The sequence below is a fragment of the Pelomonas aquatica genome (assembly GCF_026712205.1).
GTDB lineage: Bacteria > Pseudomonadota > Gammaproteobacteria > Burkholderiales > Burkholderiaceae_C > Pelomonas > Pelomonas aquatica.
Genome location: NZ_JAPPUW010000007.1, coordinates 1 through 26,420 on the forward strand (window position 1 = coordinate 1; position 26,420 = coordinate 26,420).

At 71.6% G+C, this 26,420-nt stretch carries 14 protein-coding genes and 1 tRNA gene; 6 read left to right on the forward strand and 9 right to left on the reverse strand.

From position 1 onward, the window contains the following. Nucleotides 1-10,758 (reverse strand): Ig-like domain-containing protein (locus tag NYP07_RS08770; RefSeq protein WP_268149461.1); only part of this gene is annotated, 10,758 nt, incomplete at its 3' end. A 345-nt stretch (nt 10,759-11,103) separates the two neighbouring features. Between NYP07_RS08770 and NYP07_RS08775 the strand changes: the two genes are divergently transcribed. Beyond that, on the forward strand, nt 11,104-11,430 hold the full coding sequence (locus NYP07_RS08775; protein ID WP_268149462.1) for a hypothetical protein: 327 nt from the start codon (nt 11,104-11,106) through the stop codon (nt 11,428-11,430). A 21-nt stretch (nt 11,431-11,451) separates the two neighbouring features. Here NYP07_RS08775 and NYP07_RS08780 read toward each other — a convergent pair whose 3' ends face one another. After that, nucleotides 11,452-14,730 carry a DEAD/DEAH box helicase gene (locus NYP07_RS08780; protein ID WP_268149464.1) on the reverse strand — a complete coding sequence of 1,093 codons (3,279 nt, stop codon included), beginning with the start codon at nt 14,728-14,730 and terminating at the stop codon, nt 11,452-11,454. Nucleotides 14,731-14,836: 106 nt separating this feature from the next. Between NYP07_RS08780 and gmk the strand changes: the two genes are divergently transcribed. From gmk to NYP07_RS08795, 3 genes are all read left to right on the forward strand, one after another. Then, a complete protein-coding gene (gmk, locus tag NYP07_RS08785; protein ID WP_268149466.1) occupies nt 14,837-15,457 on the forward strand; it encodes a guanylate kinase in 621 nt (206 codons plus the stop codon). A gap of 23 nt (nt 15,458-15,480) precedes the next feature. Continuing rightward, the gene (gene rpoZ, locus NYP07_RS08790; RefSeq protein ID WP_056264690.1) at nt 15,481-15,684 is read left to right on the forward strand and encodes a DNA-directed RNA polymerase subunit omega; all 204 of its coding nucleotides are present in this window, start codon (nt 15,481-15,483) and stop codon (nt 15,682-15,684) included. A gap of 74 nt (nt 15,685-15,758) precedes the next feature. Beyond that, nucleotides 15,759-18,026 (forward strand): RelA/SpoT family protein, encoded by a 2,268-nt coding sequence (locus NYP07_RS08795; RefSeq protein WP_268149474.1) that lies wholly within the window; start codon nt 15,759-15,761, stop codon nt 18,024-18,026. On the opposite strand, the gene greB is transcribed toward NYP07_RS08795, so the two are convergent. Beyond that, nucleotides 18,010-18,579, reverse strand: a complete 570-nt coding sequence (greB, locus tag NYP07_RS08800; protein WP_268149476.1) for a transcription elongation factor GreB — start codon at nt 18,577-18,579, stop codon at nt 18,010-18,012. The genes NYP07_RS08795 and greB overlap by 17 nt on opposite strands. Nucleotides 18,580-18,593: 14 nt before the next feature. On the opposite strand from greB, the gene NYP07_RS08805 reads away from it, so the two are divergent. Next, nucleotides 18,594-19,634 carry a CaiB/BaiF CoA transferase family protein gene (locus tag NYP07_RS08805; protein ID WP_268149478.1) on the forward strand — a complete coding sequence of 347 codons (1,041 nt, stop codon included), beginning with the start codon at nt 18,594-18,596 and terminating at the stop codon, nt 19,632-19,634. 57 nt (nt 19,635-19,691) lie between these two features. Here NYP07_RS08805 and NYP07_RS08810 read toward each other — a convergent pair whose 3' ends face one another. Beyond that, nucleotides 19,692-20,765 (reverse strand): DUF5666 domain-containing protein, encoded by a 1,074-nt coding sequence (locus NYP07_RS08810; protein WP_268149873.1) that lies wholly within the window; start codon nt 20,763-20,765, stop codon nt 19,692-19,694. A 374-nt stretch (nt 20,766-21,139) separates the two neighbouring features. Between NYP07_RS08810 and NYP07_RS08815 the strand changes: the two genes are divergently transcribed. Further along, on the forward strand, nt 21,140-22,000 hold the full coding sequence (locus NYP07_RS08815; RefSeq protein WP_268149480.1) for a DUF6502 family protein: 861 nt from the start codon (nt 21,140-21,142) through the stop codon (nt 21,998-22,000). A gap of 139 nt (nt 22,001-22,139) precedes the next feature. On the opposite strand, the gene NYP07_RS08820 is transcribed toward NYP07_RS08815, so the two are convergent. The 5 genes from NYP07_RS08820 to hemC all read right to left on the reverse strand — a co-directional run bounded on the left by NYP07_RS08820 (nt 22,140) and on the right by hemC (nt 26,407). Then, nucleotides 22,140-22,216: transfer RNA gene (locus tag NYP07_RS08820), tRNA-Arg, on the reverse strand. Between the two features lie 101 nt (nt 22,217-22,317). Further along, a complete protein-coding gene (locus tag NYP07_RS08825; RefSeq protein ID WP_268149482.1) occupies nt 22,318-23,565 on the reverse strand; it encodes a heme biosynthesis HemY N-terminal domain-containing protein in 1,248 nt (415 codons plus the stop codon). Between the two features lies 1 nt (nt 23,566). Further along, nucleotides 23,567-24,709 carry a uroporphyrinogen-III C-methyltransferase gene (locus NYP07_RS08830; RefSeq protein ID WP_268149484.1) on the reverse strand — a complete coding sequence of 381 codons (1,143 nt, stop codon included), beginning with the start codon at nt 24,707-24,709 and terminating at the stop codon, nt 23,567-23,569. Nucleotides 24,710-24,725: 16 nt separating this feature from the next. Beyond that, nucleotides 24,726-25,484 carry a uroporphyrinogen-III synthase gene (locus tag NYP07_RS08835; protein ID WP_268149486.1) on the reverse strand — a complete coding sequence of 253 codons (759 nt, stop codon included), beginning with the start codon at nt 25,482-25,484 and terminating at the stop codon, nt 24,726-24,728. Beyond that, complete coding sequence (gene hemC, locus NYP07_RS08840) at nt 25,481-26,407, reverse strand: hydroxymethylbilane synthase (protein WP_268149488.1); 927 nt, start codon at nt 26,405-26,407, stop codon at nt 25,481-25,483. Before hemC ends, NYP07_RS08835 begins: the two co-directional genes overlap by 4 nt. Nucleotides 26,408-26,420 lie beyond the last annotated feature (13 nt).

Consider the following 26,420-nt stretch of genomic DNA (forward strand, 5'->3'; position numbering starts at 1 on the left):
CACGCTGGTCGTGCCCAGCCGGTACAGGCTGTTGTTGCCTTCCACGAACCCGCGCCCGTACAGCACCACCGTCGCGCTCGTCCCGTCCGACGACACCGACTGCACGCTCAGCCCCGTCACGATCGGAACAATCTGCAGCGGGAAGGTGCCATCGGCGAAATTGGTGATGGTCGAGCCGACCTGGCCATAGACGACGCAGTCGCCCGTGTAGGCGTTCAGCGGCACGTTGAAGTAGGCGATGCCGCGCGCAGCATCGAAACGGAAGACGCCGACGACGACGCTGCCGACGACGCCGTTGGCGTCGATGGTCTGGAAGTTGGCCTTCGCGGTGCTCGGGTCGAAGGGCACCGAGATGCCGATCTGCTGGCCCGGGTTGGCCGAGGGCGCGGTGGCCACGGCGGCGGCGCCGCTGGTCGCACGCACGTCGCTCGCCGGGCGGATCGTGAAGTGGCGGACGAGGTCGGTGCCGAGGATGTTGCCGGCCTTGTCGCTGATCGCAGAGCCCTTGACGGTGAGCTGGTAGTCCCCGGGCGGCAGATAGCCGCCGGGCAGGACCGAGAAGACCTGGCCCAGGGAGCGGAAGTTGAGCGAGACCGGCACGCTGACGTCGTCGGCCGTGCCGAAGACGCCGTCGGGGCCGGGGCGGACCAGGGAGATCGCCGCGGTCGTGAGCCGGCTCGTGTCGAGCGGCTCGTCGAAGGAGAAGTCCACCGACTTGACGAAGAAGCGCCGCGCGCCCTCGTCGACGCTCACGCTCTGCAGCACGGGCGGGAAGGTGTCCTTGACGACATCGAAGACGACCGGCGCGCTGAGCGTGCTGTTGCCGCCGGTGTCGGTGACGCGCACCTGCACGGACAGCTTGTTGCCGCCGGCCGCGATGGTCGGCGTCTGCGCGGTGAAGACGAAGGGGAACGCGGGGGCGTCGGCCACGACCACGCCGTCGACCAGCAGCTCGACATTGCGCACCTGGACGTCGTCGGCGACGGTCGGGCGCACGGTGAAGCTGCGGCCTTCCAGGACCTGCACGCCGGGCGTGCCGGGGTCGGCATCCTTGGCGTCGACCTGGAGCGACACCACCTGGGGCGGCACGCCCTTGGCATCGAAGGCGACGTAGTTGACGATCTGCAGGCCGCCAGTGCTGTCGGCGACGAAGGCCAGGCCGTTGGCGATGACGACATCGCGCGGCACGGCCGGCAGGTTGTAGCGCGTGACCAGGGTGCCGGTGTTCGTCGGGTCCGACACATTCATCAGGTCGAGCGCCTTGAAGCCGCCGAACACGAAGCTGCTGCTGCCCACGGCGACGGCAAGGCCGGAACCATTGGGCACGACCGACGTGCCGCCGATCGAATTGAGCTTGACGCCCGACAGCACCGTCATCGCCGCCGGGTTGGAGACGTCGGCGGTGGCGAAGCCGCCCGTGCCGCCATTGCTGGCGCCGATGTAGGCGACGCCGTTGCCGACGAACAGGCGGCCACCACCGGCCGGCAGCGCGAGCGAGCCGAGCACGGTGAGCTGGCTGCCGCTGATGGCGAAGCTGCGCAGCGTGTGCGAGGCGTCGACCGAGTACAGCGTGCTGCCGTCGATGCTCAGGCTGGTGACGGTGGAGCCGCCGAGCGTCGTCAGGTTGACGCTCTGCAGCAGGTCGCCGGTCAGCAGGTTGACCACGGCCAGGTCGTTGCCGGTGGCGACGAAGGCGATGCCATCGCGCACCTGCACGGCGTTCACGGGCACGCCGAAGGCCACCGTCTGCATCAACACCGGTGCGGCCGGCTTGCTGATGTCGACCAGGCTCAGGCCCGCGTCGCCACCCGCCACCGCCGCCACGCCGCGCACGCCATCGACGGCGATGTCGACGTTGTTGCCGGGCAGGCTGATTTCGGCCAGCACGGCGGGCTTGGTGAAGTTGGTCACGTCGACGACCGACAGGCCGCGGCTGCCGGTGGCGACATAGGCCGTGAGATGGCTCGGGTCGGCGACGGCGGCGGACACCGCCACCGCCTCGGCGCTGCCCGTCAGCGCGGCCGAAGACAGCACGCCGGTCGGCGCGCCCAGGCTGCCCAGCGGGTTGATGCCCAGGCGGATCGAGTCGAAGTCGCTGATGCCGTCGTGGTTCGTGTCCTGCGAGTTCGGGTTGGTGCCGATCGCGAACTTGATGTTGTCGGGCAGGCCGTTGCCATTGGTGTCCGGGGCCGTGCTGGCCCGGAAGTTGGCCTGCGTGAACATCGTCGTCTTGCCGCTCGGCGCCGTCGTGTCCCAGGCCTCGGCGACCAGGCCGCTGACCGGGTCGAAGATGGTGTAGTGGACCGGCGTGGACGGCGGCAGGAAGAAACTCCACTGGCCGTCCGGCCCGCTGACCATGCGCAGCGGCGGCAGGTTGGGCGAATTGGGCTGGTCCAGCTCGATGTAGTCGTTGCCGTAGTGCAGCGCGGTGCCCTGGGCCGCCAGGCCGGTGCCGACCAGCGCCTGCGTGAACGTGGCCTGGGTCGGGTCGTTGCTGCTGATCGTGATCGCGGCGCGGTCGAGGCTGATCTTGGCGGGCGTGAACGTGACGCCGAACTGCACGCTGGCCCCCGGGGCGAGTACCAGCGGCGTGGCCGCCGAGACGCCGGCGAGCGCCCCGGTGACCGCGAAATCGGGCGAATTCGACAGCGCCTGCGTGATGCTCAGCGGCTGCGTGCCGTCGTTGGTGAGGGTGCCGAAATTCGCCACCGCGCCGGTGCTGCCGACCTTGGTGCCGCCGACATTGTTGTTGGGCACGCTGACGGCCAGATGGCCATAGGGCGAGACCGCCTTGCCGGCGAGCGGGATGTCGGTGCTGGCCCCGCCGCTGCTGTTGCTGACGATGTGCAGCTTGGCGCTGGCGCTGCCCAGCGCGCTGGGGTCGAAGGTGACGGTGACCGCGAGGCGCGACGCCGCGGGGTTGTTGGGGTCGAAGGCGGCAAGATCCAGCGGCCCCGAGAAGCCGCTGACCGAGAAGCCGGCGTTGCCCTGGACATCGACCGAGCTCAGGTGCAGGGGGTGATTGCCGGTGTTGAACAGCCAGACCGTCTTCGAGGCCAGCGCGCCACCGGGGCCGTCGGCGTTCACGGTACCGAAGTCCAGGCTGCCCACGACATTGGGCGGCTGGCGGTTGTCGGCCGGCCCGTCGACGACGGCCAGATAGGCCGGCAGGTCGCCCTCGTCGATCAGGTGGCCCGGGCCGGGGACCGGGTTGCCGCCGTTGTTGAAGGCGTAGGCCTGCCCGGCGACCGTGTAGTCGTTATTCGCCTGCAGCTTGTAGTAGTTGTAGGCGGCCTGGAATTCGGCGACGGTGGACGGGATGCCCAGGCCGGCCTTGAAGACACCGATGAAGTCGGGGCCGATGGCCGGGATGGTCGTCAGCAGCGTGCCCAGGCCCATCAGGTAGTTGGACGAATAGGGGGCGGTGTTGGTGCGCTGGTGGATGGCGCCCAGCAGGTGGCCGAATTCGTGGCCGATGGTCGACGCGAACTGGTTCACCAGCGTCGAGCGGAAGGCCGCCGCGCCGGCACCCGCGGCGCCCGCGGCGCCGGCCACCATCTTGTCGACATTGACGATGAGGCCGCTGCCGCCCGGCACGAAGGCGCTGCCGGAGTTGTCGCTCACCGAGCGGTTGAACAGGCCGTCGAACAGATACTGGATCTGCGGCTTGGACATGTTCGCTTCGTTGGGAACGATGGAACTCAGGAAGTAGTCGATGCCGAAGTCGGCCCAGACCGCGGCGGCACTGCCCGTGTAGGGCGCCCCGCCGATCGCGACATTGCGCAGGTTGACCTTGTCGCCGGTGCCCGGCGTGCCGTTGACCAGCGTCAGCGTCGACAGCGATGCCGGGTCCACGCCGAGCATCGTCACGTAGAACTGGACGGTGATGTCGTTGAACAGCTGCGCCACCGTCGCGTCGAAGAAGGGCTTGTCGACGCCCGTCGTGCGGCTGCCGTCGCCGTCGGTATCGGGGAACATGTCGACCAGGCGCTGCGTGCCCGCCACCACCGGGCTGGCGTCGACGACGGCAGCGATGCGGGCGCTGAACTCGGACTGCGAGAAGAAGACGTTCTGCAGCGCCAGGCCCACGCCCGACAGGTTGATCTTGCCCACGTCCTTGGCGTCGGGCGCGGTGATCGTCAGCAGGTCGTTCAGCGTGCCGGTCGTGGTCGGCGTGAACTGGATCTGGTCGCCGGCCACCGAGAAATTGGTGCCGGTGCCCACGGCGATGTTCTGCGGCTTGGCGGCCGGGTCGCCGTAATAGGTCAGGCCGTCCTTCTGCGTGAAGCCGACGCCCGCGGCGATGCGCGGGAAGTCAATCTTGCCGTCTTCATGCCGGTTGTCGGCAATGTCCAGGAAGCGGTAGGCATAGATGTCGGTCGCCGGCATCTGGCCGTCGAGGTTGTGGTCGACGCCGTTCTTGTCGACCCAATGCGTGTGCATGTGGATCTTCAGCCCGTAGAGCCGGTCGGCCGAGTAGGTGCTGATCTGGCCCAGCAGCGCATGCACGGTGCCGTTGATGTTGCCGACCTGCTGCGGTTCGAGCGAGAAGGTCTGCTGGTGCACGCCGTCCAGGAACTGGCCCGCCGACGCGTCGTCCAGCGTGACTTCGACCAGCAAGGGGGTGGCGTGGACATTGGTCGTGCTGCAGGCGTCGCTGTTGGGGTCGAGCTTGGCGGCGTTGTTGGCGAACGAGAGATTCATCGTCCCCGAGTCCTTGGGGAAGAAGTAATCCTGGATGCCCGAGGTCTGCAGCACCGGCGTGACGTCGATGTCGTGCGTGGCCGGCGGGCACGGCGGGTCGCTGGGCGCGCCCGGAGGCGTGAGGCCGTGCCAGCCCGGGGCGACGATGCCCGAGCCGGGGTCGGACACGACGGTCTTGCCGTCCGCCGACACGGTGGCGGTGCCATTGATGACGAGCCGGCCGGTCGTGTGGTCGAAGCTCAGCACGTCGAGCTGCGTGCCGGGCGCGGCGTTGAAGACGTTCGGGAAGGTGATCTGGACCGGCTTCGTGAACACGGCCACGCCGGGCGCCTGGATCGTGATGTCGAAGCTGTGCTCGGCCACGCCGGCCGGCAGCATGTCCTTGACCAGTTCGGGCGGCACCGTGGCCATGCCGATCTGGACATTGCCCAGCGGCTGGCCGTCGTTGCCCACGGCCGAGCCGGGCTGCACCGTCAGCGTGAGCGAATTGCGCTGTTCGTCCGTCAGCTTGGGCGCCGCGACCTGCGGCGTCGTGATGACGGTGGGCACGTCGGCGGCCACCGTCTGCAGCGTGCTCACGGGCACGCGCGGCAGGTAGACCGCCATGTCCCAGGAATTGGCCTGCTGCACGGCCAGGCTGCCCATGCTGCCCATGGCCGTGTTGGTGATGCCCGCACGCAACGTGAGGTCCATCACCATCTCGGGCCAGAACACGCCGGTGGGCGGGTTGGTCGCGGTGCGGCCGTCGACCGCCAGCTTCACGTCGCCGGTGGGCGCGTTGTCGAACTCGAAGTAGCCGGTCGCGTCGGTGTAGACGACCTGGCCGGTGCCCAGGATCGTGACCTTGGCGTTCGCGATCGGGTTCAGGTAGACGTCGTCGGCGGTGTGCAGGATGCCGTCGGGGCCGCGGCGCACATCGTCGAAGGTGCCGGGCACCAGGTCGGGGCCGGGGTCGACGACGCGGCCGACCAGCTTGGTGCCGAGCACCGACGCCAGGCTGACGGTCGTGAAGCTGGTCGTCAGGCTGCTGCCCGCCAGGCCGCTGCCGGCGGCGTCGAGGAAGCTGCCGTCGCTGGCGCCGCGGATCGACGCGCCCACGACATGGATGGTGATGCGCGCACCGCCGGGCAGCGGCGCGGTGAAGAACAGCCAGGCGTAGCTGCCGTCAGCGGCGGGCACGATGCTGGCAGCGATCTTGCTGCCGTCCGGTCCGGTGGCATAGAAGCTGTCGCTCGTCAGCGTGGCGGTATTGACCGCGCGGCTGAAGACGAGCTTGGGCCGGTAGGTGGAGCCGACGTCGGTGCTGCCGTCGGTCGGGCTCAGGCTGGCGACGGTCAGCAGCGGCAGCGAGTTGACCTTCACCTGGCGCGTCAGCGTGGCGCTGTTGCCGGCGGCGTCGCTGGCGGAGAGGGTCAGCGTGTGGTTGCCGACGCCGAGGTTGGCCAGGTTCAGCGCCTGGTCGAAGGCCCCGGTGCCGGGCGTGAACGCAATCGCGGTGCTGCTGCCGCCGTCGATGCTGTAGTTCAGCAGCGTCAGGCTGCTGCCGGTGCCGTCGGCGCTGCCGCTCAGGCGGCTGCCGGCGACCAGGCTGGCGCCGTCGGCGATGCTGGACAGCACCAGGGCCGGCGCCTTGGTGTCGAGGGTCAGGCTGATGGTGGTGGGCGCGCTGACGTTGCCGGCCTTGTCCGTCGCGACGATGGCCAGCGTGTGGCCACCGTCGGCGCTGCCGTCCAGCGCGAAGCCGGGGCTGAAGCTGAAGCTGCCGTTGGCATCCAGCGTCAGGCTCTGCGGCGCACCGCCGTCCACGCTGATCTGGGCGCCGGCGACGCCCGACAGATTGTCGATCACCTGGCCGCTGATCACCGGGTTTGTATGCGTCGCCGCCGGCGTCGCGCCGAGCAGGATCTTGGGCGGCTGCTTGTCCTGGGTCAGCGCGAACCTGGCCAGCACGGCCTGTGCCACCTCGGCGCCGATGAGCTTGCCGGCGTTGTTGTCCAGGCTGGTGTGGATGCCGCCGTAGATGCGGCTCATGCCGGCCTCGTCGGCGGCCTGGCTGAAGCTGGCGAAGCTGCGCGTCACGCCGGGCAGCGTGGGCGAGGTGGTGCTGAAGGCGGTGTTGTCGCCGAAGGTGGCGGCCAGGATGCCGGCCGCGGCGGCGCTGAAGGTGCTGTGGCCCGAGACATAGCTCGGGTGCGGCGGCGTGATGAGGAAGGAGGTCCAGTTCGGGTCGACCGTGGTCGCCGCGTTGTTGTCCAGGTCGGCGTTCTGGATGGCGGTGACCGGGCGCCAGAAGTCGTAGGTGTACTTGGTGTCCCAGGCGGCGATCGCGGCATCGGCCAGCGCGACGTTGAGCTGGGCCATCAGCCGCGCATTGGCGGACAGCGAATTGCCCTTGGCCGCCGCGATCTGGGTGGCGATGGCGTCCCAGTGGCCCGGCGGCGTGTAGCTGCCGCCGCCGTCAGCCCAGAACAGCGCCTGCTGGGTCTGGTCGGCGGTGCGCGTACTGTTGGTGGCGCGCCCCAGGCTCTGCACCTGGTTGATTGCCGCGGCGTACTCCGGCGAAGTCAGCGCCGGCGGCGCCGGCGCGCGGAACTCGCTGCCGGAGGTCAGCGCGAACGGCGTCACCGCACCCCATTGGGGATCCTGGGCCACGGCGAAGCCCGGCCCCGTCGGGCGCCAGGCACCGAGGGCACTGCTGCCGTCGATGTTGACCAGCGTCAGGTAGCCGTCGTTCGCGCGCAGCGCGATCACGGCCCTTGCAATGCCGTCGCCCAGCGCGATGCCGGCCGTCTTGGCGGCGCCATCGGTGATCTTGGCCAGGTCGGCGGCGAGGCCTGCATCCAGGCCGGCGCGCTGCGCCGGGTAGAGCTGGTAGAGCACGCGGTAGGCGGCCTGCTCGACCGCCGCATAGGCGTCCACATTGCCGCTGACGCTGCGCTGGACCAGGAAGGCCGGCGTGCCCTGGATCGCGGCCAGGGTGTCGTAGACCGAGATGCTCTGCAGCGCCAGCACCCGTGTCGCGACGGGCGGGTCGGTGGCGTCGGACTGGATCGCCTTCAGCGCGATGTTGGTCCATTCCAGGACCGGGTCGGTCTGCGTCGTGGCCACCCGCGTGAGCGTGCGCGCCACGGTCTGGGCATTGCCAGCCGCGTCGGCCACGCTCAGCGTGATGCTGTTGTCGCCCAGCGCGAGCGCCACGCCCGGGAGCTGGAACCTGCCGCTGGCGTCGGCCGTGCTGCTGAGCCCCTGGGCGGCCAGCGTGATGGTGGCGCCGGCCTCGGCCAGGCCCTGCAGCGTGACGATGGCCGAGCCTGTCTGGGCGTCGTTGCCGGCCAGCGCGTCGATGACGCCGATGCCGAAGCTGGCGCCGGTCGGCGCCTGGGTGTCCAGCTTGAAGGCGACGTCCACCGGCGTGCTGGCGTTGCCGGCGGCATCCTTGGCCACCACGCGCACGACGTGGGCGCCGTCGGCCAGCTTGCCGCCGGCGAGCGTGTCCAGCACCGCGCGGCTGAGCGTGAACGAGCCGTTGGCCTGCAACAGTCCGACGAGGTCCGTGAAGCTGGGCGTGGCGCCCGGGTCGAGGGCGACCAGCAGATGCGTCACGCCGACATCGTCGTGCGCGTCGCCGGCGATGGTCGGGTCGGACGTGATGCCGTCGGTCGCCGAGATGCCGGTGTCGTGGGCCAGCGCCGCGCTCAGCGTCGGCGGCAGGGTGTCGGCCGCCGTGGAGGGGTCGCGCGTGAGGGTCAGGCTGCTGGTCGACGTGTTGCCGGCCGCGTCCGCGAGCGTCAGCACGAAGGCGTTGGCGCCCAGGCTGAGCGAGATGCCGCTGAAGTGGAAGCTGCCGTCGGCGGCGGCCACCGCCGTGCCCAGCACCGTGCTGCTGCCCGACAGGCGCAGGGTCAGCGCGGCGCCGGCTTCCGTCATGCCGACCAGGTTGACCGGGTTGATCGTCGTGTGCCCGTCGCCCACCGGCGGGCTGTCGCTGGCCGGGTCGAGGCCGAAGCTGGCGACGACCGGCGCCTGGGTGTCGAGGCGGAAAGCAATGTCTACAGGCGTGCTGGCGTTGCCGGCCGCGTCCTTGGCCACCACGCGCACGACATGGGCGCCGTCGGCCAGCTTGCCGCCGGCGAGCGTATCCAGCGCCGCGCGGCTGAGCGTGAAGCTGCCGTTGGCCTGCAGCAGGCCGATGAGGTCCGTGAAGCTGGGCGTGGCGCCTGGATCGAGGGCAACCAGCAGATGCGTCACGCCGACATCGTCATGCGCGTTGCCGGAAATGGTCGGGTCGGACGTGATGCCGTCGGACGCCGAGGCGCCGGTGTCGTTGGCCAGCGCCGCGCTCAGCGTCGGCGGCGTGGTGTCGGGAATGGCGTCCCGCGTGACGGTCAGGTTGCCGGTCGACGTGTTGCCGGCGGCATCGGCGAGCGTCAGCACGAAGGCGTTGGCGCCCAGGTCGAGCGCGATGCCGCTGAAGCGGAAGCTGCCGTCGGCGGCGGCCACCGCCGTGCCCAGCACCGTGCTGCTGCCCGCGCGGCGCAGGGTCAGCGCGGCGCCCGCTTCCGTCATGCCGATCAGGTCGACCGGGTTGATCGTCGTGTGGCCGTCGCCCACCGGCGCGCTGTCGCTGGCCGGGTCGAGGCCGAAGCTGGTCAGCACCGGCGGGATGCGGTCGGGCGGCAGGTTGCCGAGCTGCGGCAGCGTGGCCGGATTCACGCTCAGGCCACCGATGCTCACCGTCGTCGGGAACATCGGCGCCACCACCGCGGTGCTGCCGAGCAGCTTGCCGTTGACGGTGAGCTCCTGGAGACGCTGCACCGCGGTGCCGAGCTGGCGGTCGTTGCCGTCGAAGAACACGCCGTTGACCGGATCGACGCTGACGATCAGATAGGTGTCGACCATGTCGCCGCCGACCCGCACCCGCGCGAGCGTGCCGGCCTGGAAGCTGTCGGCATTGGCGCCCGTGCCGCCCAGCGCCGCGTCGTCGCCCAGGTTGGCGCCGACCAGCAGATGCAGGCCGCGCGTCGAGCCCGTGACCTGCAGCAGCTGCAGGCTGGCCAGCGCGAGGTCACCCGAGGCGTCGCCCTTGACCAGCAACTGCACCAGCGGCCCGCTGATGTTCATGCGCCAGGCCGCGGCGGTGCTGCCCGCCGTGATCGAGCTGCCGCGCCCGTGCACGCTCCAGAGGCCGCCGCTGATCGCGCCGCCCACCTGCACCGTGGTGAGCGCATAGCCGGTGACGCCGACCCCCGACACGAAGACGTCGGCGGCCATGTCGCCGGTGGTCGTCAGGCTCTTGATGGCCGCGGCCTCGACGCGGCTGGCGCCGGCGGCGCTGGCGCTCCAGGAGGCGACGTTCAGCGCCACGGTGGCGCTGCGCGCCAGCAGCACGCTGTCGCTGACCTGCCCGGCATTGAGGGTGAACGCCGCCCCGCCGGCGACGCTGATGTTGGCGTGGCTGACCTGTCCCAGCGTCAGCGTGCCGACGCTGCCGGCAAAGCTCGCGTTGCCGCTGAGGTCGGCGTTGGCGAGCGACAGCGTCCCCACGGCGCTGTCGGCGCTGATGCCGGTCAGCGCGACCTGGGCACCGCTGACCAGGCTCACGCTGCTGAGCGAGGTCGTGCCGGTGAGCTGCAGCAGATAGCCGCCGCCCTGCGCGACGACGCTGCCGCTGCCCGGCCCGGTGACGACCACCAGGGGCGCCGAGCTCGGCGCCTGCACGCCCAGCGCGTGGGCCATGCCGACGGGCGAGATCGTGCCGTGCACCACCGGCGTGTCCACCTGGCGTTCGAGCACGCCCGCCAACGACGACTGGAGCGGCATCAGGTCGCCGGACAGCAGCAGCTTGGGTTCGAGCGTCTCGAAGCGCGAGCCCTGGGGGCGCTGCTGGCGTGCCCGCCGCGCGCGCAGCAGGCCGCGCAAGGCGTTCCAGCGCGCCTCGAGCCAGCCGAGCCACAGCCAGCGGGCCCGCCGCACCAGCGCCAGCAACAGCTCGCTGGGACGTGCCTCGAAGCCGCGCCCACGCCGCCCCAGGGAAGAGAGATCACGAGTGTTCATAAAGCCCCCCGAACACGCGCCTGATGCCCCGAGGGCATGCCGTCGACACGGCTGCGCAGCAACAAGAGTCCGCCGGATATCGCCGTCTGCCGCTCCGGAGTGCGTCACGGCCCGGCTCTCGCAGGCCCACGGCCAGCGACTGAAGTCGGCAGATGTTGCTCGCCCGCCAAGAGCAACACAATGTTCAAAGCTAGGGGTCACACCCCCCGCGAATGAATGGGGTTTCCGGGCCTTGGCCTTGCTTCTACGCTGCGAGGGCCGAACCACCCGCCCCAGCGATCGGCGACTTGATCGGCCCGCCGCTCAGCGACTAGGCTTGCAGGGCCTTTGTGGCGCAGGAGATGTATGACGACAACCCGTTCGATCGCGACGCTGGCCCTGGCGGCAGGTGCGGCATTGGCCATTGCGCCGCTGCCCGCCGACGAAGAGTTGCCGGCTTTCAGGCGCGCCCTGCCGGCGCACTATTTCGGCTGCCACGCCGACAGCGAGTGCGTGATGGTCCAGGGCTGGTGCGCCACGTTCGCGATCAACAAGGCCTACCGCGAGGCCTACGACAAGATCCCGGCCGACCCCAACGGCAAGGGCGCCGGCCGCTGCCCGCCCGGCTGGCTGCCCCCGAAGCCGCGGCCCGCCTGCGTCCAGAACCAGTGCAGCATCGAGCGCGGCCAGTAGCGCGCGCCGGCCGGCGTTCGGTCACAAAGCCCCCAGCGGCCGCAGCAGCTCGGTCAGGTCGTCCTCGGTGAACAGCGGCTGCTCGCGCGCGGCGGCGCCCTCCAGCAGACCCTGGGCCAGCGCCGCCTTGCGGGCCTGCAGCGCCAGCATGCGCTCCTCGATGGTGCCCTCGGCCACGAGCCGGTAGACCAGCACCTGGCGCGTCTGGCCGATGCGGTGGGCGCGCGCGGTGGCCTGCGCCTCCACGGCCGGGTTCCACCAGGGGTCGTAATGGATGACGACGTCGGCCTGCGGCAGGTTCAGCCCGGTGCCGCCGGCCTTCAGGCTGATCAGGAAGAGCGGCACGGCGCCGCTCGTGAAGCGTTCGATGGCGGCGTCGCGCTTCTGCGTCTGCCCGGTCAGCTTGGCCCAGCTCAGGCCGGCCGCCGCCAGCTCCGCCTCGATCAGCGCCAGCATGCTGGTGAACTGCGAGAACAGCAGCACGCGCCGCCCCTCGGCGAGCAGTTCGGACAGCAGCTCCATCAGCAGCGCCAGCTTGGCCGACGCCCGGGCCTTGGCGGCGGCCGGCACGCCCTTCACGAGCCGCGGGTCGCAGCAGGCCTGGCGCAGCTTCAGCAGCGCGTCCAGCACCTGGATCTGCGAGCGCGCCAGGCCCTGCGCGGCCAGCGCCTCGCGCACCGTCCTCTCGGTGGCCAGGCGGATGGTTTCGTAGAGGTCGGCCTGCCCGCCCTCCAGCGTGACCGGCAGCGTGCTTTCGATGCGCGGCGGCAGCTCGGCGGCCACGGCCTCGCGGGTGCGGCGCAGCATGAAGGGCGTCACGCGGCGGCGCAGCCGCTGCAGCGGCTCGGCCAGGCCCTGCTTCTCGATGGGCGTGCGGAACAGCGTCTTGAAGCGCGCCTGGCTGCCGAGGAAGCCGGGCATCAGGAAATGGAACAGGCTCCACAGCTCGCCGAGGTGGTTCTCCAGCGGCGTGCCGGACAGCGCGATGCGCTGGCGGGCGTCCAGCGCCGACACGACCTGGGCCGCCTGCGTGCTGGCGTTCTTGATGTGCTGGGCCTCGTCCAGCACGACCACGTGCCAGCGCTGCGCCAGCCAGCGCTCGCGGTCGCGCTGCAGCAGCGAATAGGGGGCGATGAGCAGGTCGCAGTCCTGCGCGAAATCGCCGTCATGGCGGCTGCTGCCATGCCAGACGCGGGTGCGCAGCGCCGGCGCGAAGCGCGCGGCCTCGCGGCGCCAGTTGCCCAGCAGGCTGACCGGCGCGACGACCAGGCAGGGCGCGTCCAGCCGCCCGGCCTGCTGCTCGCACAGCAGATGGGCCAGGGTCTGCAGCGTCTTGCCCAGGCCCATGTCGTCGGCCAGCACGCCGCCCAGCCCCTGGGCGCGCAGGAACTGCAGCCAGTCCAGCCCGCGGCGCTGGTAGGGGCGCAGCTCGGCGGCCAGGCCCGCGGGCGGCGCGGTGTCGGGCAGCATGCCGCCGGCCAGCTGGCCCAGCAACGCCTGCAGCCGGTCGGCGCCGTCCCAGCGCGCGCCTTCCCCCAGCGAGGCGCCCAGCCGCAGCGCCTCGACATGCGACAGGCGCAGCGCGTCGACCGCCAGCCCGCGCTCGCCGACCAGTTCCAGCAGCGCGGCCAGCCAGGGCCGCAGCGGCGCGGCGGGCAGGCGCAGCCAGCGGCCGTCGGGCAGTTCACGCCACAGCCACTCGGGCAGCTCCGGCCCGTCGGCGCCGGGCCTGAGCTGGGCGAGCAGCGCCGGCAGCCAGGGCAGCACGTTGTGGCGCACGCCGTCGATCTCCAGCCCCAGCGACAGGTCGAACCACGAGGCGCCCGGCGCCGCGTCGCCGGCGCCCTGCTCGTCGAGGCGGATGTCGACCTGCTCCGCCGTGTGGACGAGCTCGTCCAGCGCGGGCGCGGCATCGATCTCGAAGCCGGCCTCGCGGAACGCGCGCCAGCCCTCTGCGGCCCAGGCCAGCCACTGCGGCGTGTCTGCGCCATGGGCGGGCGCCGGCTCGGGGCTCAGGCCCAGCGCGGCCAGGCTGGCCTGCGCGGCGGCCTCGGCGGGCAGGTCGCGGGTCAGCAGCACGCGTCGGCCCTCGTGCTCGGCCAGCTTGACGGCCTCGCCGTCCGGCCAGTGGCCGCGCAGGCCGCCGTAGTCGAAGGCCAGTTGCGCCACCAGCAGCCCGCGCGCGTCGCGCTCGGGCCGGGGCCGCAGCGCCAGCCGCAGCCGGGCCACCGGCAGCACCCGCGGCCAGGCCGAAGGCGCCTCGACGGTCGGCGGCAGCGGCAGCCCCGCCAGGCGTTCCAGCAGGCGCGGCTGGGCGGCCGCGAAGGCCGCGGCCGGCACCGGCGGCGCCTCGAACAGCAGCGCCAGGCGCTGCGGCGCGATGCCCGGCGCCAGCAGCGGGCCGCACTCGCCGGCCTGCGGGTCAACGTAGAGGGCCGGTGGCCCGGCATAGGCCCGCGCCGCGGCGTCGGGCAGCGTCGGCTGCAAGGCCCAGCCGCCCTCGCCCGCCGGCTGCCATTGCCAGCCCAGCGTGCGGGCGGCGCCCCAGCGCAGCGCGCCGCCGGCGATCCCGCCGCGCTGGTCGGCCGGGAAGAGCCGCCCGGTGCCGGCGCACAGCTGCAGGGCCAGCAGGCCGGCCTGGCCGGCCAGCGCGCCGCCTGCCGCCGACACGTAGCCATAGTGGCCCTGGCCGAGCGCCCGGATCAGGCGCACGCACTCGGCATCGTCGCCCGCCGCGCCGGCCTGCAGCGCCCGCAGCCGGTATTCGGCGTCGTAGCCCGGCGCCCTGGGCCTGGCCCAGCCGCCGCGCTTCAGCGGGTGCGACACCGCCCAGCCCAGTTGCAGCCGGGCGGCCTCGCCCGCCCGGCGCGGCATCTCGCTCAGCAGGTACACAGGCACATCGCCCGATGCGGGCGCAGCGGCGGCTTCGGCATCGAAACGGTCCAGCCAGCGGGCTAGCCGGGCCGCCGCGAGCGACGACGGCGATTGGCCCTCGCCCTGCCACTGGGCCGCCAGCCGCAGCGCCAACGCGACCGCATGCTTGCAGTCCAAGCCCACCGGACAGCTGCAGTCGCCCTCGAAGCGCAGCACGGCCCCATCGGCCGCCGCCTCGACCAGCGCGCTGGTCTCATAGGGCTGGGGCATGCTGCCCTGCACCTCGCCGTGCAGATGCCAGCGCTGCTCGCCCAGCGGCTCGATGCCGGGATTCAGCACGCAGCCCGCCCGGCACAGCGCCTGGCCGCGCTGGAAGGTGGTGGCCGGGACATGGCGGCGCAGGCTGTCGGCGATCGAGGGCGGCATCGGCGGCGGGATGGGGATGGGGTCGGCATTGTCGGGTGGGCGCGCCGAGGCCCGCTGCTAGACTTCGGCCCCCCTCGCCGCAGCCTTGGGGCAACCCAGAACCCGCATGGAATACCCCGGCAATCTCTTCGTCGTCGCGGCGCCCAGTGGCGCCGGCAAGTCCAGCCTCGTCAAGGCCCTGCTGGAGCTCGACGCCCGCCTCGCCGTCTCCGTCTCCCACACCTCGCGCGCACCGCGCGGCCAGGAGCAGCACGGCCGCGAATACTGGTTCGTCTCGCCGGACGAATTCCGCGCGATGGCCGCGCGCGGCGACTTCTTCGAATGGGCCGAGGTGCACGGCAACCTCTACGGCACCTCGCGCGCCGGCATCGAGGACAGGCTGCAGCACGGCGAGGACGTGGTGCTGGAGATCGACTACCAGGGCGCGCTGCAGATCAAGCAGCTCTTCCCCTATGCGGTGCTGATCTTCATCCTGCCGCCGAGCTGGGACGAGCTGCGCCTGCGCCTGAACCGCCGCGGCGACACCGAGCCCGAGGTCATCGCCATGCGCATGAACAACGCGCGCATCGAGGTGGCCCAGGCCCAGCACTTCGATTTCGTCGTCGTGAACGCGGTGTTCGACACGGCCGTCTTCGACCTGAAGACCATCGTGCACGCGCAGCGGCTAAAATACGCGGCTCAACGCCGAAACCGCTCGGCCGTCTTTCAGGCGCTCGATCTGCCCTGATCACGCAATACACCAGGAACACCATGGCCCGCATCACCGTCGAAGACTGCCTGACCAAGATCCCCAACCGCTTCCAGCTCGTGCTGGCCGCCACCTACCGCGCCCGCATGCTGAGCCAGGGTCACAGCGCCCGCATCGAGAGCAAGAACAAGCCCGGCGTGACCGCGCTGCGCGAGATCGCCGCCGGCGAAGTCGGCATCGAGATGCTGCGCAAGGTGCCGGTCTAAGACCTCGCCCCTGCTTGCCAAACGGGCGCCCTCGGGCGCCCGTCGTCTTTCCGGCATCGGATAAATTCGGGCGCATGGCCCAACGCTCCCTCACTGCCTGGTTCACGCTGCCTGGCCTGCGCCAGCCGGCGCCACCCACGCCGGCCGAGGCGGCCTCCTTCGACGCCCTCCTCCCCAAGCTCGGCTACCTCAGCAAGGCCGAGGTCAAGCGCGTGCGCGAGGCCTACAAGTTTGCCGACGAGGCCCACCTGGGCCAGAAGCGCGCCACCGGCGAACCCTACATCACCCACCCGATCGCCGTCGCCGGCATCTGCGCCGAATGGCGGCTGGACGCGCAGGCGCTGATGGCCGCGCTGATGCACGACGTCGTCGAGGACTGCGGCGTCGCCAAGACCGAGCTGATCGAGAAGTTCGACGCGACGACGGCCGACCTCGTCGACGGCCTGACCAAGCTGGACAAGCTGCAGTTCTCGACCAAGGAGGAGTCGCAGGCCGAGTCCTTCCGCAAGATGCTGCTGGCGATGGCGCGCGACCTGCGCGTCATCCTCGTCAAGCTGGCCGACCGCCTGCACAACATGCGCACCATGGGCGCGATGGCGCCGCACAAGGCGCGCCGCATCGCGCGCGAGACCTTCGACATCTACGCGCCCATCGCCCATCGCCTGGGCCTGAACCAGACCTTCCGCGAGCTGCAGGACCTGTCCTTCCAGTATTTCCACCCCTGGCGCTACGCGGCGCTGTCCAAGGCCGTGGGCAAGGCGCGTGGCAACCGGCGCGACCTGGTCTCGCGCATCGAGGGCGAGATCCGCGCCGCCTTCGCCAAGGCCAGCCTGCGCGTCGAGGTGCAGGGGCGCGAGAAGACCGTCTACTCCATCTACAAGAAGATGCGCGAGAAGGGGCTGCTGAGCTTTGCCCAGGTCAGCGACATCTTCGGCTTCCGCATCCTGACCGAGGAGCCGCTGCAGTGCTACACCGCCTTGGGCGTGCTGCACCAGCTCTACAAGCCGCAGGCCGGACGCTTCAAGGACTACATCGCCAACCCCAAGGACAACGGCTACCAGTCCCTGCACACGACGCTGATGGGGCCGCTGGGCACGCCGCTGGAGTTCCAGCTGCGCACCGAGGGCATGCACCAGATCGCCGAGCAGGGCGTGGCCGCGCACTGGATCTACAAGAGCCGCGGCAAGCAGGCCTCGGCGCTGGTCGCCCAGCAGGCCAATGCGCGCTGGCTGCAGAGCCTGATCGACATCCAGGACGAGACGCGTGACGCCAACGAGTTCCTGGAGCACGTCAAGATCGACCTCTTCCCCGACTCGATCTACGTCTTCACGCCCAAGTCCAAGATCATGGCCCTGCCCAAGGGCGCGACGCCGGTGGACTTCGCCTACGCCATCCACTCCGACGTCGGCGACCACTGCGTCGCGGCCCAGGTCAACGGCGAGGCCGTGCCGCTGCGCGCCGAGCTCAAGAGCGGCGACATCGTCGAGATCATCACCGCGCCCGGCGCCAGCCCCAACCCGGCCTGGCTGAGCTTCGTGCGCACCGGGCGCGCGCGCTCCAAGATCCGCCACTACCTGAAGGACCTGGAGCAGGAGGAGTCGCGCGAGCTGGGCGAGAAGATGCTGGCCCAGGCCATGCGCGGCGAGGGCCTGGGCCTGCCCAACCTGGAGCTGGACGACCCGGCCGCGCCGCTGTGGCGGGACCTGGCCGCCTGGGCCGGCAGCTCGGGCACCGAGCAGTTGCTGATCGACATCGGCGCCGGCCGCAAGATCGCCGCCATCATCGCGAAGAAGCTCGCCCGGCTGATGGCCGAGCAGGGCCAGAAACCCGATGCGCTGGCGCTGACGCTGGGCCGCTTCAGCGCCAACCTGGCCGGCGGCCGGGGCAGTGTGATGATCGACGGCAGCGAGGGCGCCTCGGTGCAGCTGGCGAGCTGCTGCCGCCCCATCCCGGGCGACGAGGTGCGCGGCTATATGGGCCGCGGCGAAGGGCTGATCGTGCACACCTGCGAATGCGCCGTGGGGCGGCGCCTGTTCCAGCGCGACAGCGAGCACTGGATCCAGGTCGAATGGGCCGAGGAACTGACGCGCAGCTTCGAGGCCGGCATCGCGCTGCTGCTGAACAACGGCAAGGGCGTGCTGGCCCAGGTGGCCCAGGCCGTCGCCCAGGCCGAGGCCGACATCACCCACATCTCGATGAGCGACGACGCGCCGACGCGCGAAACGGCCGAGATGACGCTGCTGATCGCCGTGCGCGACCGCCTGCACCTGGCCGACGTGCTGCGCGTGCTGCGGCGCACGGCACCCGTGCGGCGCGTCTGGCGGGTCAAGCCGGTGAACTAGGCTCGGGGTAGCTGACCTCGACGACCTCGATGCGCTCGACGCCCACCGGCGTCACCAGCTGCAGCTCGTCACCCACGCGCGCCTTCAGCAGCGTGCGCGCCACCGGCGCGATCCAGCTGACCTCGCCGGCCAGGCTGTCGGACTCGTCGATGCCCTTGATCGTCACGGTGCGCTCCTCGCCCCTGACGTTGGCATAGGTCACCGTCGCACCGAAGAAGATCTGCTCGGAGCCGAAATGGGCGCTCGGGTCGACGACCTCGGCGATGTCCAGCCGCTTGGTCAGGAAGCGCAGCCGCCGGTCGATCTCGCGCAGCCGCTTCTTGCCGTAGAGGTAGTCGCCGTTCTCCGAGCGGTCGCCGTTCTTGGCGGCCCAGGACACGGTCTCGACCATCCTGGGCCGTTCCACATCGATGAGCTGCATGAACTCGGCCCGCAGCCGCGCATAGCCGGCCGGCGTCATGTAGTTGCGCGTGCCGGCCGGCAGCGCGGGCAGCGACGGGCCGTCGTCGTCATCGTCGGCCGCGTCGGATTCCTTGGTGAAGGCCTTGTTCATGCGAGCATTGTCCGATGCAAGCCCCTGCCTCCACCGGCCCGCTGGCCGGTCTCCACGTCGTCGAAATGGCCGGCATCGGCCCCTGCCCGCTCGCCGGCATGCTGCTGGCCGACCACGGCGCCGAGGTCGTCGTCATCGAGCGCCCTGGCGGCCAGGTGCTGGACACCGGCACCGCGCTGGACCGCGGCAAGCGGCGCGTCTGCCTGGACCTGAAGACGCCCGAGGGCCTGGGCCAGGCGCGCGCGCTGATCGACGGCGCGGACGCGCTGATCGAGGGCTTTCGCCCCGGCGTCATGGAGAGGCTGGGCCTCGGGCCGGAGGCCTTCGCGGCCGGCCACCCGCGCCTCGTCTACGGTCGCGTGACGGGCTGGGGCCAGACCGGGCCGCTGGCCCAGGCCGCCGGCCACGACATCAACTACGTCGCGCTGACCGGCGTGCTGTCGGTCGCCAGCCGCGCGGGCGTCGCGCCCAGCATCCCGGCCACGCTGATCGGCGACATGGGCGGCGGCGCGATGCTGCTCGCCTTCGGCCTGATGGCCGCGCTGTGGGAGGCCCGGCGCAGCGGCCGCGGCCAGGTCATCGACGCGGCGATGGTGGACGGCGTCGGGCTGCTGTCCGGTCTGCTGCATTCGCTGCGCGCCGCCGGCCGCTGGAACGACGCGCCCGAGCGCAACTTCTTCCTGCACAGCGCGCCCTTCTACGACTGCTTCGAATGCGCCGACGGCCGCCACGTGTCCATCGGCGCACTCGAGCCGGCCTTCTATGCCGAGCTGCTGCAGCGCCTGGGCCTGGCGGACGTCGACCCCGCGGCCCAGCACGACTATCGAGCCTGGCCGGCGCTGCGCGAGCGCATCGCCGCGCGTATCCGCGAGAAGACCCGCGACGAATGGTGCGCGCTGCTGGAGGGCACGAATGCCTGCTTCGCGCCGGTGCTGACGCTCGCCGAGGCGCCACGGCATCCGCATGCGCAGGCGCGCGGCGGCTTCCTGCAGACCGAGGACGGCCACTGGCAGCCCGCGCCGGCGCCGCGCTTCTCGCGCAGCGGCCCGGGCTGAGCGGCGCCAATGAAAACGGCCCGCCGCAGGACGGGCCGACTTGACCGGGCCGGTCGATCAGTGCTTGAACTCGATCCTGGTGGCGGTCAGCACGGTGTGGTCGGCCGACAGCGTGCCGTGCACCTCGACCTTGACATCCTTCTTCAGATCGGCCGCGGCGCCGCCGACGAAGTTCACGTTGCCCGCATAGCTCACGGTGACGCCGCGGACCACGAAGGTGGACTTGGCCGCGTCGACGGCGCTGATGACGCCTTCGACGTCGAAGCCGTTGTGCTCGTCCTGGTCGTCGGTCTCGATCTTCACCTTCGTCGCCACCAGCGTGCCGTTGACGATGGCACCCTCGACTTCGACGCGCGCACCCTTGACGATGGCTGCCGTGCCGTCGGGGAAGGCGGCCTTGCTGGCATCGACGGGCAGGCCGTTGACGCTGAAGACCGAGGAGGAGGTGAAGTCGGTGATGACGCCTTCCACTTCGGTGTGGTCATTGTTCTGCGGCTCGAACAGGCCGAGCTTCAGGCCGACCGCCACCCAGGCCCCCTTCACCTGGGTCGTCTGCAGCTTCACACGCACGAGGCTGCCGACCTTCAGGCCGTCGGGCACGGTCACGCCCGACACGTCGATGGTCGCGTTGCCGACGCGCAGGGTCTTGGCCGTCGCGTCGTAGGCGGCCACGGCCCCGCGCAGCCGGTAGAACTGGGGGTTGTCCTGCAGGTCGATGCGCGAGGCCGTGTAGATGCCCGTTGACGCCTCGAAGGTGCCGTATACCCGCACCACATTGCCGGCCTTGATCGCCGCCAGACCGCCGGTCAACTGCTCGTCGAAGACCGTGGTGTTCGTCACCTTGACCGTCTGGCCCAGCACCACGAGGCCGTCAGTGCCGACGCTCTCGACCGGGCCGCGGATCAGGCTCGCGAGCATGATGTTCTGGGCCGTCGCGCTCTTCACGCTGTTGGTCTCGCCGATCTCGTCGGCCTTGACCTCGACGACCATGCCGAGCTTCAGGTCCGCGGCGCTGCGCGCCTCGCCATCCTCGTCCACGACGGACGCCTTGCCCTCCTGGTAGTGCACGCCGTTGATGACGATCGAGCCGAAGCCCGAGATGCGGCCCACGGCATAGCTGCTCTTGGCCATCGGCACGGCCGCATCGCCGCCACCGCCTCCGCCGCCGCAGGCGGTCAGAGACAGTGCGCCGACAACGGCGACAAATCCGAGGCCGCACAGCGACCGGTGAATCCTTTTTACAGCAATCATGATGGCTCCTTGGGGCGGACCGGATGCGTCCGCCGCACACATGGGCGAAGCGAGGCCGGGGCTGCCGCGGCCGTCGCCGGCGAATAGATAACAAATGTGCATCGCGCACATTTATGCAGTTACACTCTAGCAGCTGGGCCCATGTCTGGGCCGCCTGCTTTGTGTGCAGTTGTCGCGGCGCCCGGGCCACCCATACATTGCGTTGCCTTTTTTCGGCTGGACACCCACGGTCGGCCGGCGCACGGTTCAAGGTGATGCCTCCCATTCGACCCATCGACGACGGCGATGCCGCCACTCCGGCGTTCATCCAGGCCCTGGCGCGGCTCATGGCCCCGATCGCACGCCTGTGCCTGGACCGGGGCCTGGACTTCGGCACCGCGCAGGAGGTGCTCAAGCGCGCCTATGTGGACGCCGCGCGCGCGGCCCACGACGGTCGGCATGGCGTGCGCGACATCAGCCGCGTGAGTGCCGCCACCGGCCTCACGCGGCGCGAGGTCACGCGCCTCAGCGAGCGCGATGCGCCGTCGCCGGTGATGCGGGGCTCGCCGGCGCTGCAGGTTTTCGCGCAATGGATGGCCAGCCGCAGGCTCCGCGACAGGCAGGGCAACCCGCGGCCGCTGAAGCGCAGCGGCCCGTCTCCGAGCTTCGAGGCGCTCGCGCAGTCGGTCACGCGCGATGTCCACCCGCGCAGCCTGCTCGACGAGCTGCGCCGCCTGGGCCTGGCCCATCACGACGAGGCCAGCCGCACGGTCGTTCCGCGGCCCGATGCCTCCGCATGGCAGGAAGGCCAGGCGCGCGCGCTGGAATCGCTGGGCCTCAATGTCGGCGACCACCTGGCCGCCGCGCTGGCCAATCTGGGCGCCGGGGAGCCTGCGCATCTCGAACAGGCCGTCGACGCCGAGGCGCTGTCGTCCGAGTCATTGGGCGAGCTGCAGGACCTCGTCGGCAGGCGCTGGCAGGCCCTCGCGGACGAACTGGCGGCCCGGCTCGAGGCGCTGGCCCTGGCCGATCACCGTGCCGGGCGCGAGGCGCACCACCGCGTGCGCATCGGCATGTACAGCTACAACGCGGATCAGGCCTTGCCGGCCGAGGGCGCGCCCGATGCCGAGCGATAGCGCGTTCGGCCGACCGGGGCTCGCTACACGGCGTCCTTGCGGAGCCGGGGCTGCGGCGAGTCCCTTCAGAATCCCTTCAGCAAGAAAAAACGGGCTAGCTGCTTTCGCGGCTAACCCGTTGATTCATTTCTTGTTTTTCTGGTGCGGCTGGCAGGATTCGAACCCACGACCCCTTGGTTCGTAGCCAAGTACTCTATCCAACTGAGCTACAGCCGCTGAAGCCTCACAGTATAGCCAGGTTTTTGAGCCCTCGGCAAGAGTTTGGCGATTTTTTCAAAAAAGTTCGACCCATGCCCGAATGCGCCCGGCTGCCCGCGTCAGGGCAGGCGCGCCGCCGCCTCGAAGCAGCGCGCGCGGCGGGCCTCGTCGCCCTCCTGCTCGGCCAGGGCCGCGAGCGCCAGCCAGCTGCGGCGGCGCGCCGGGCTGGGCATGGCGGTGTCCTCGGCCACGGCTTCGAGCATCAGCCGGGCCTTGCCCCACAGCTGGCGCTCCGCCAGCGCATGCCCCAGCGCATAGGCCAGCGCGCGCTCGCGCGCGAAGCGGGCCTGGGCCGACTCCAGGCGCTGCAGCCAGTCCGGCCCGCAGCCGGCCAGCACCGGCACCAGCGCGTTGGCGATGGCGGAACGCTCGTCGGACTGCAGCTCGGCGAGGTCGTCGAAGAAGGGGCGCAGCCAGCCGCGGCCGTCGTCCGGCGCGCCGAGCTGGCCGGCACACTGCGCGGCCCGCGCGGCGACGAGCGGGTCGCGGCGGTCCGCCGGGTCGAGCTGCTGCCAGACCGAGCGCAGTTGGTCGACGTCGCGGGCGCCATCCAGGGCCTCGAAGGCCAGCGAGCGCAACAGCCCCTGGGCCGCAACCTTGGAGAAGGCCTGGTGCTTGGCCAGCAGCCGGGCGGTGCGCAGCGCGTCCAGCGGCTGCCGGGCCAGGCGCGAGGCCTGCAGGCGCAGCCGCAGCGCCTGGGTGCGGCGCGCGACGCCCGGGGCCAGTTCGCCCAGCAGGCCGAGGGCGCGCGCGGCGTCGCGGTCGTCCAGCGCCCATTCGGCGGCCAGCAGGCGCGCGCCGTCTTCCTGCGCGCGGGCACCGCCGGCGCGGCGGGCCAGCTCGAGGGCGCGGTTGAGCTGCTCGTCGCGGTGGCGGCGGTCCTGCAGGCGGTGGGCGCTGGCAGCCGTCAGCAGATGGGCCAGGGCCATGAAGGACTGGTCCGCCGCCAGCTCGGGCGTGGCGGACTGGATGTTCAGCGCCTTCTGCGCCGCCTTTTGCGCGCGGCTGAAGCGGGCGCCGAAGAGCTCGACCAGGGCCTCGCGCAGCGCGAGCTGGGCGCTGCGCTCGCGCTGGGCCAGGCGCCATTCGCGGGCGCGCTTGGGCAGCGTCGTCAGCGACTCGACGGCCTGGATGGCGGTGACGAGGGCGAAGCAGCTCGCGACGAGCAGCAGCAGGAAGAGATTGAGCGAGATGTCGAGCCGCCAGCCGCCCCAGTAGAAGCTGGCGAGGCCGTCGTTGGAACCCAGCGTCAGCGCCGCGACGACCGCGACCGCGAACAGCAGCACGAGCCAGATGACCAGCCGCATGTCAGCGCCCCGCCGCGGCGGCGGTCAATGCGGCCAGCGTGTCGTCCGGCCGCGGCACGCTGACCTGGCGGGCCTGGCCGGCCACCTGGCGCAGCAGCTCGGCCACGCTGCTCACCTTGCGCGAGCGGGTATCGAAGTAGCGGTTCAGCATCTCCTGGCTGTCGCGCAGGTCGGACTGGGCCGTGTCGAACTGGCGGCTGAGCAGGGCCAGGCGGGCGTTCAGCAGGCGCAGCTTCAGGTTCTCGCGCAGGAAGAAGCTCTGGTCGGGCGAGATCAGCGCGGCCTCGGGATGCTCGATGCGGGTCACGCGCAGCAGCGTGCGCGCCTCGCCCCAGACGATGCCGGTCCAGCTCGACAGCTGCTGCGTGGCCTGCCACCACCACAGCGCCAGCTTGCCGTCGGCCGCGGCGGCGGCCTGCTCGCGCTGCAGCTTCAGCGCACGCTCGCGCTCCCTGGCGGCCGCATCGCTGCCGCGCTCCTCGCCACGCGGGCGCTGCGCGGCCTCGCTGCCGGAAACGAGGGGCAGCTCGTCGGCCATGCGCACGACCTCGTCGAGCTTGATGGTCAGCGTGGACACGTCGACCACGGCGACGGCCTTGACGCGGTCCAGATCGCGCGCGACGGCGCGGCGCACGCCCTCCATGCGCGGCTGCTTGTAGCGCAGCAGGCGCTCGTCGGCCTGCTTCAGCGTGGCGACCAGCGGTTCGGCGCTGCCGGTGATCTGGGTCTGCTGCAGGGCCACGCGGATGGCGGCCTCGATGTCGCCGACGACGTTCTCGTCCCGCGAGCGCGACATGGACTGCATCAGCTCCTCGAGCTGGCTGCGCTGCAGCGCCACCTCGGCCAGGCGGGCGTCCAGCAGCGAGACCTTGGCGGCGGTATCGCGCACCAGCTCGGCCGACTGCCTGGCGGCCAGCTGGGCCTCGGTGGCCTGGACCTGGCTGGCCTCCTGGCGACGCACCAGCTCCTGCTCCAGCGACTGCTGGCGCGACAGGCTCTGCCAGGACAGCAGCACGCACAGCAGCACGGCGGCGCCCATCAGGGCCAGCAGCCAGGGCAGCCAGGCCGGCAGCGTCGGGCGGGAAGGGGGCGGCGGGGCCGCGGGCTCGGCCGCGGGGGCGACAGCGGAAATCGACTCACTCACAGTGCGCCGGATTCTGTCAGAGGCCCTTCAGAGCCTGAGTTACCGCTTCGGGGTCCGGTCGCGCCAAAACCACAGGCGCGAACCCGGCGGCCCGCGCGGCCTCGGCGATGCGGGGGTGGGTGGCGATGGCACGCTGGCCTGCCAGTGCCGCGCCGCACAGGCCCCGCAGATGGCCGATGGCCTCCGCGCTGCTGAACAGCCAGGCAAAGCGCGCCGGGTCGGCCAGCGCCGTGTCCAGCAGGGCCTGCTCGGCGGCGTCCAGGCGCGGGCCGCTGCGGTGATAGACGGTCACGGCCTCGACCCGGGCGCCGGCCTCGGCCAGCCGCTCGGCCAGCCATTCGCGCCCGCCGTCGCCGCGCAGCAGCAGCACGCGGGCGCCGGCCCAGTCGCGCCGCGGCGCCAGTTGCGCCCACAGATGCTCGGAGTCCAGGCTGGCCGCGTCGGCCGCGGGCTGCACGATGCAGGCGGCCGGCACGCTCCGGGCCGCCAGGGCCTGCGCACTGCCGGGGCCGACGCAGGCGGCCAGCGTCTGCACGGGCCAGGCAGCGCCGCCGGCAGACGCGAAGAAATGCTCGACCGCGTTGGGGCTGACGAAGACGGCCAGGTCCGCGGCCGGCAGGGCCGCCCAGGCCGCGCCCACCCGCGTCGGGTCGCGCGCCGGCAGGATCTCGATGAGGGGCAGCATGGCGGCATGCACGCCCAGCGCGGCCAGGCGCGCCAGCCAGGCCGCGCACTGCGGCCGCGGGCGCGTGATCAGCAGCGTCGGCGCCGTCATCCCGGCAGGTAGGAGCCGGCGCCGAGGTCGCGCAGCCGCGTGGCGGCCTGCTGGCCCAACGACCGAGCGGCATCGACATCGGCCACGGCGGCCGCGACGCTGGAGCGCAGCAGCGGCGCCGCGTGGGCCTCGGCGTGGCCCAGGGCGGCATCCAGGCAGAGCGTGGCGCCCTGCCAGCGGGCGTGGGCCGCCAGCGGCAGGCTGCAGCTGCCGCCCAGCGCACGCGACACGGCGCGCTCGGCCTCGCAGGCCAGCAGCGTCGGCATGTGGCTCAGCTGCGCGAGCGCCGCGGCCAGCTCAGCGTCGTCGGCGCGGATCTCCAGCCCCAGCGCGCCCTGCCCTGCGCAAGGCAGCATCTGGCCGACCTCGAACAGGCTGCGCACGCGGCCGGCCAGGCCCAGCCGCTTGAGGCCGGCCGCGGCCAGCACGATGGCCTGGTAGCCGCCTTCGTCGAGCTTGCGCAGCCGCGTGTCGAGGTTGCCGCGCAGCGGCTCGACGCGCAGGTCGGGCCGCAGCTGCAGCAGCTGCGTCACGCGGCGCAGGCTGGAGCTGCCGACAACGGCGCCCTCGGGCAGCTCGGCCAGCGAGGCATAGCCGTTGGCGACGAAGGCGTCGCGCGGGTCCTCGCGCTCCAGCACGGCGGCGAGCGCGAAGCCCTCGGGCAGCTCCATCGGCACGTCCTTCAGCGAATGTACGGCGAGGCGGGCGCGGCCCTCGGCCAGCGCGGCCTCCAGCTCCTTCACGAACAGGCCCTTGCCGCCGACCTTGGACAGCGCACGGTCGAGGATCTGGTCGCCGCGCGTCGTCATGCCGAGCAGCGTGGCCTTCAGGCCCAGTTCGTTGGCGAGGCGGGCCTGCACATGCTCGGCCTGCCACAGCGCCAGCCGGCTCTCGCGGGTGGCGATGGTGATGGGAGTGGTCATCGCTGGATTATCG

Coding starts and splice junctions, on each gene's coding strand:
- NYP07_RS08775 (WP_268149462.1), top strand. CDS start 11,104: ATGACGACAACCCGTTCGATCGCGACGCTGGCCCTGGCGGCAGGTGCG.
- NYP07_RS08780 (WP_268149464.1), bottom strand. CDS start 14,730: ATGCCGCCCTCGATCGCCGACAGCCTGCGCCGCCATGTCCCGGCCACC.
- gmk (WP_268149466.1), top strand. CDS start 14,837: ATGGAATACCCCGGCAATCTCTTCGTCGTCGCGGCGCCCAGTGGCGCC.
- rpoZ (WP_056264690.1), top strand. CDS start 15,481: ATGGCCCGCATCACCGTCGAAGACTGCCTGACCAAGATCCCCAACCGC.
- NYP07_RS08795 (WP_268149474.1), top strand. CDS start 15,759: ATGGCCCAACGCTCCCTCACTGCCTGGTTCACGCTGCCTGGCCTGCGC.
- greB (WP_268149476.1), bottom strand. CDS start 18,579: ATGAACAAGGCCTTCACCAAGGAATCCGACGCGGCCGACGATGACGAC.
- NYP07_RS08805 (WP_268149478.1), top strand. CDS start 18,594: ATGCAAGCCCCTGCCTCCACCGGCCCGCTGGCCGGTCTCCACGTCGTC.
- NYP07_RS08810 (WP_268149873.1), bottom strand. CDS start 20,765: ATGGCCAAGAGCAGCTATGCCGTGGGCCGCATCTCGGGCTTCGGCTCG.
- NYP07_RS08815 (WP_268149480.1), top strand. CDS start 21,140: ATGCCTCCCATTCGACCCATCGACGACGGCGATGCCGCCACTCCGGCG.
- NYP07_RS08825 (WP_268149482.1), bottom strand. CDS start 23,565: ATGCGGCTGGTCATCTGGCTCGTGCTGCTGTTCGCGGTCGCGGTCGTC.
- NYP07_RS08835 (WP_268149486.1), bottom strand. CDS start 25,484: ATGACGGCGCCGACGCTGCTGATCACGCGCCCGCGGCCGCAGTGCGCG.
- hemC (WP_268149488.1), bottom strand. CDS start 26,407: ATGACCACTCCCATCACCATCGCCACCCGCGAGAGCCGGCTGGCGCTG.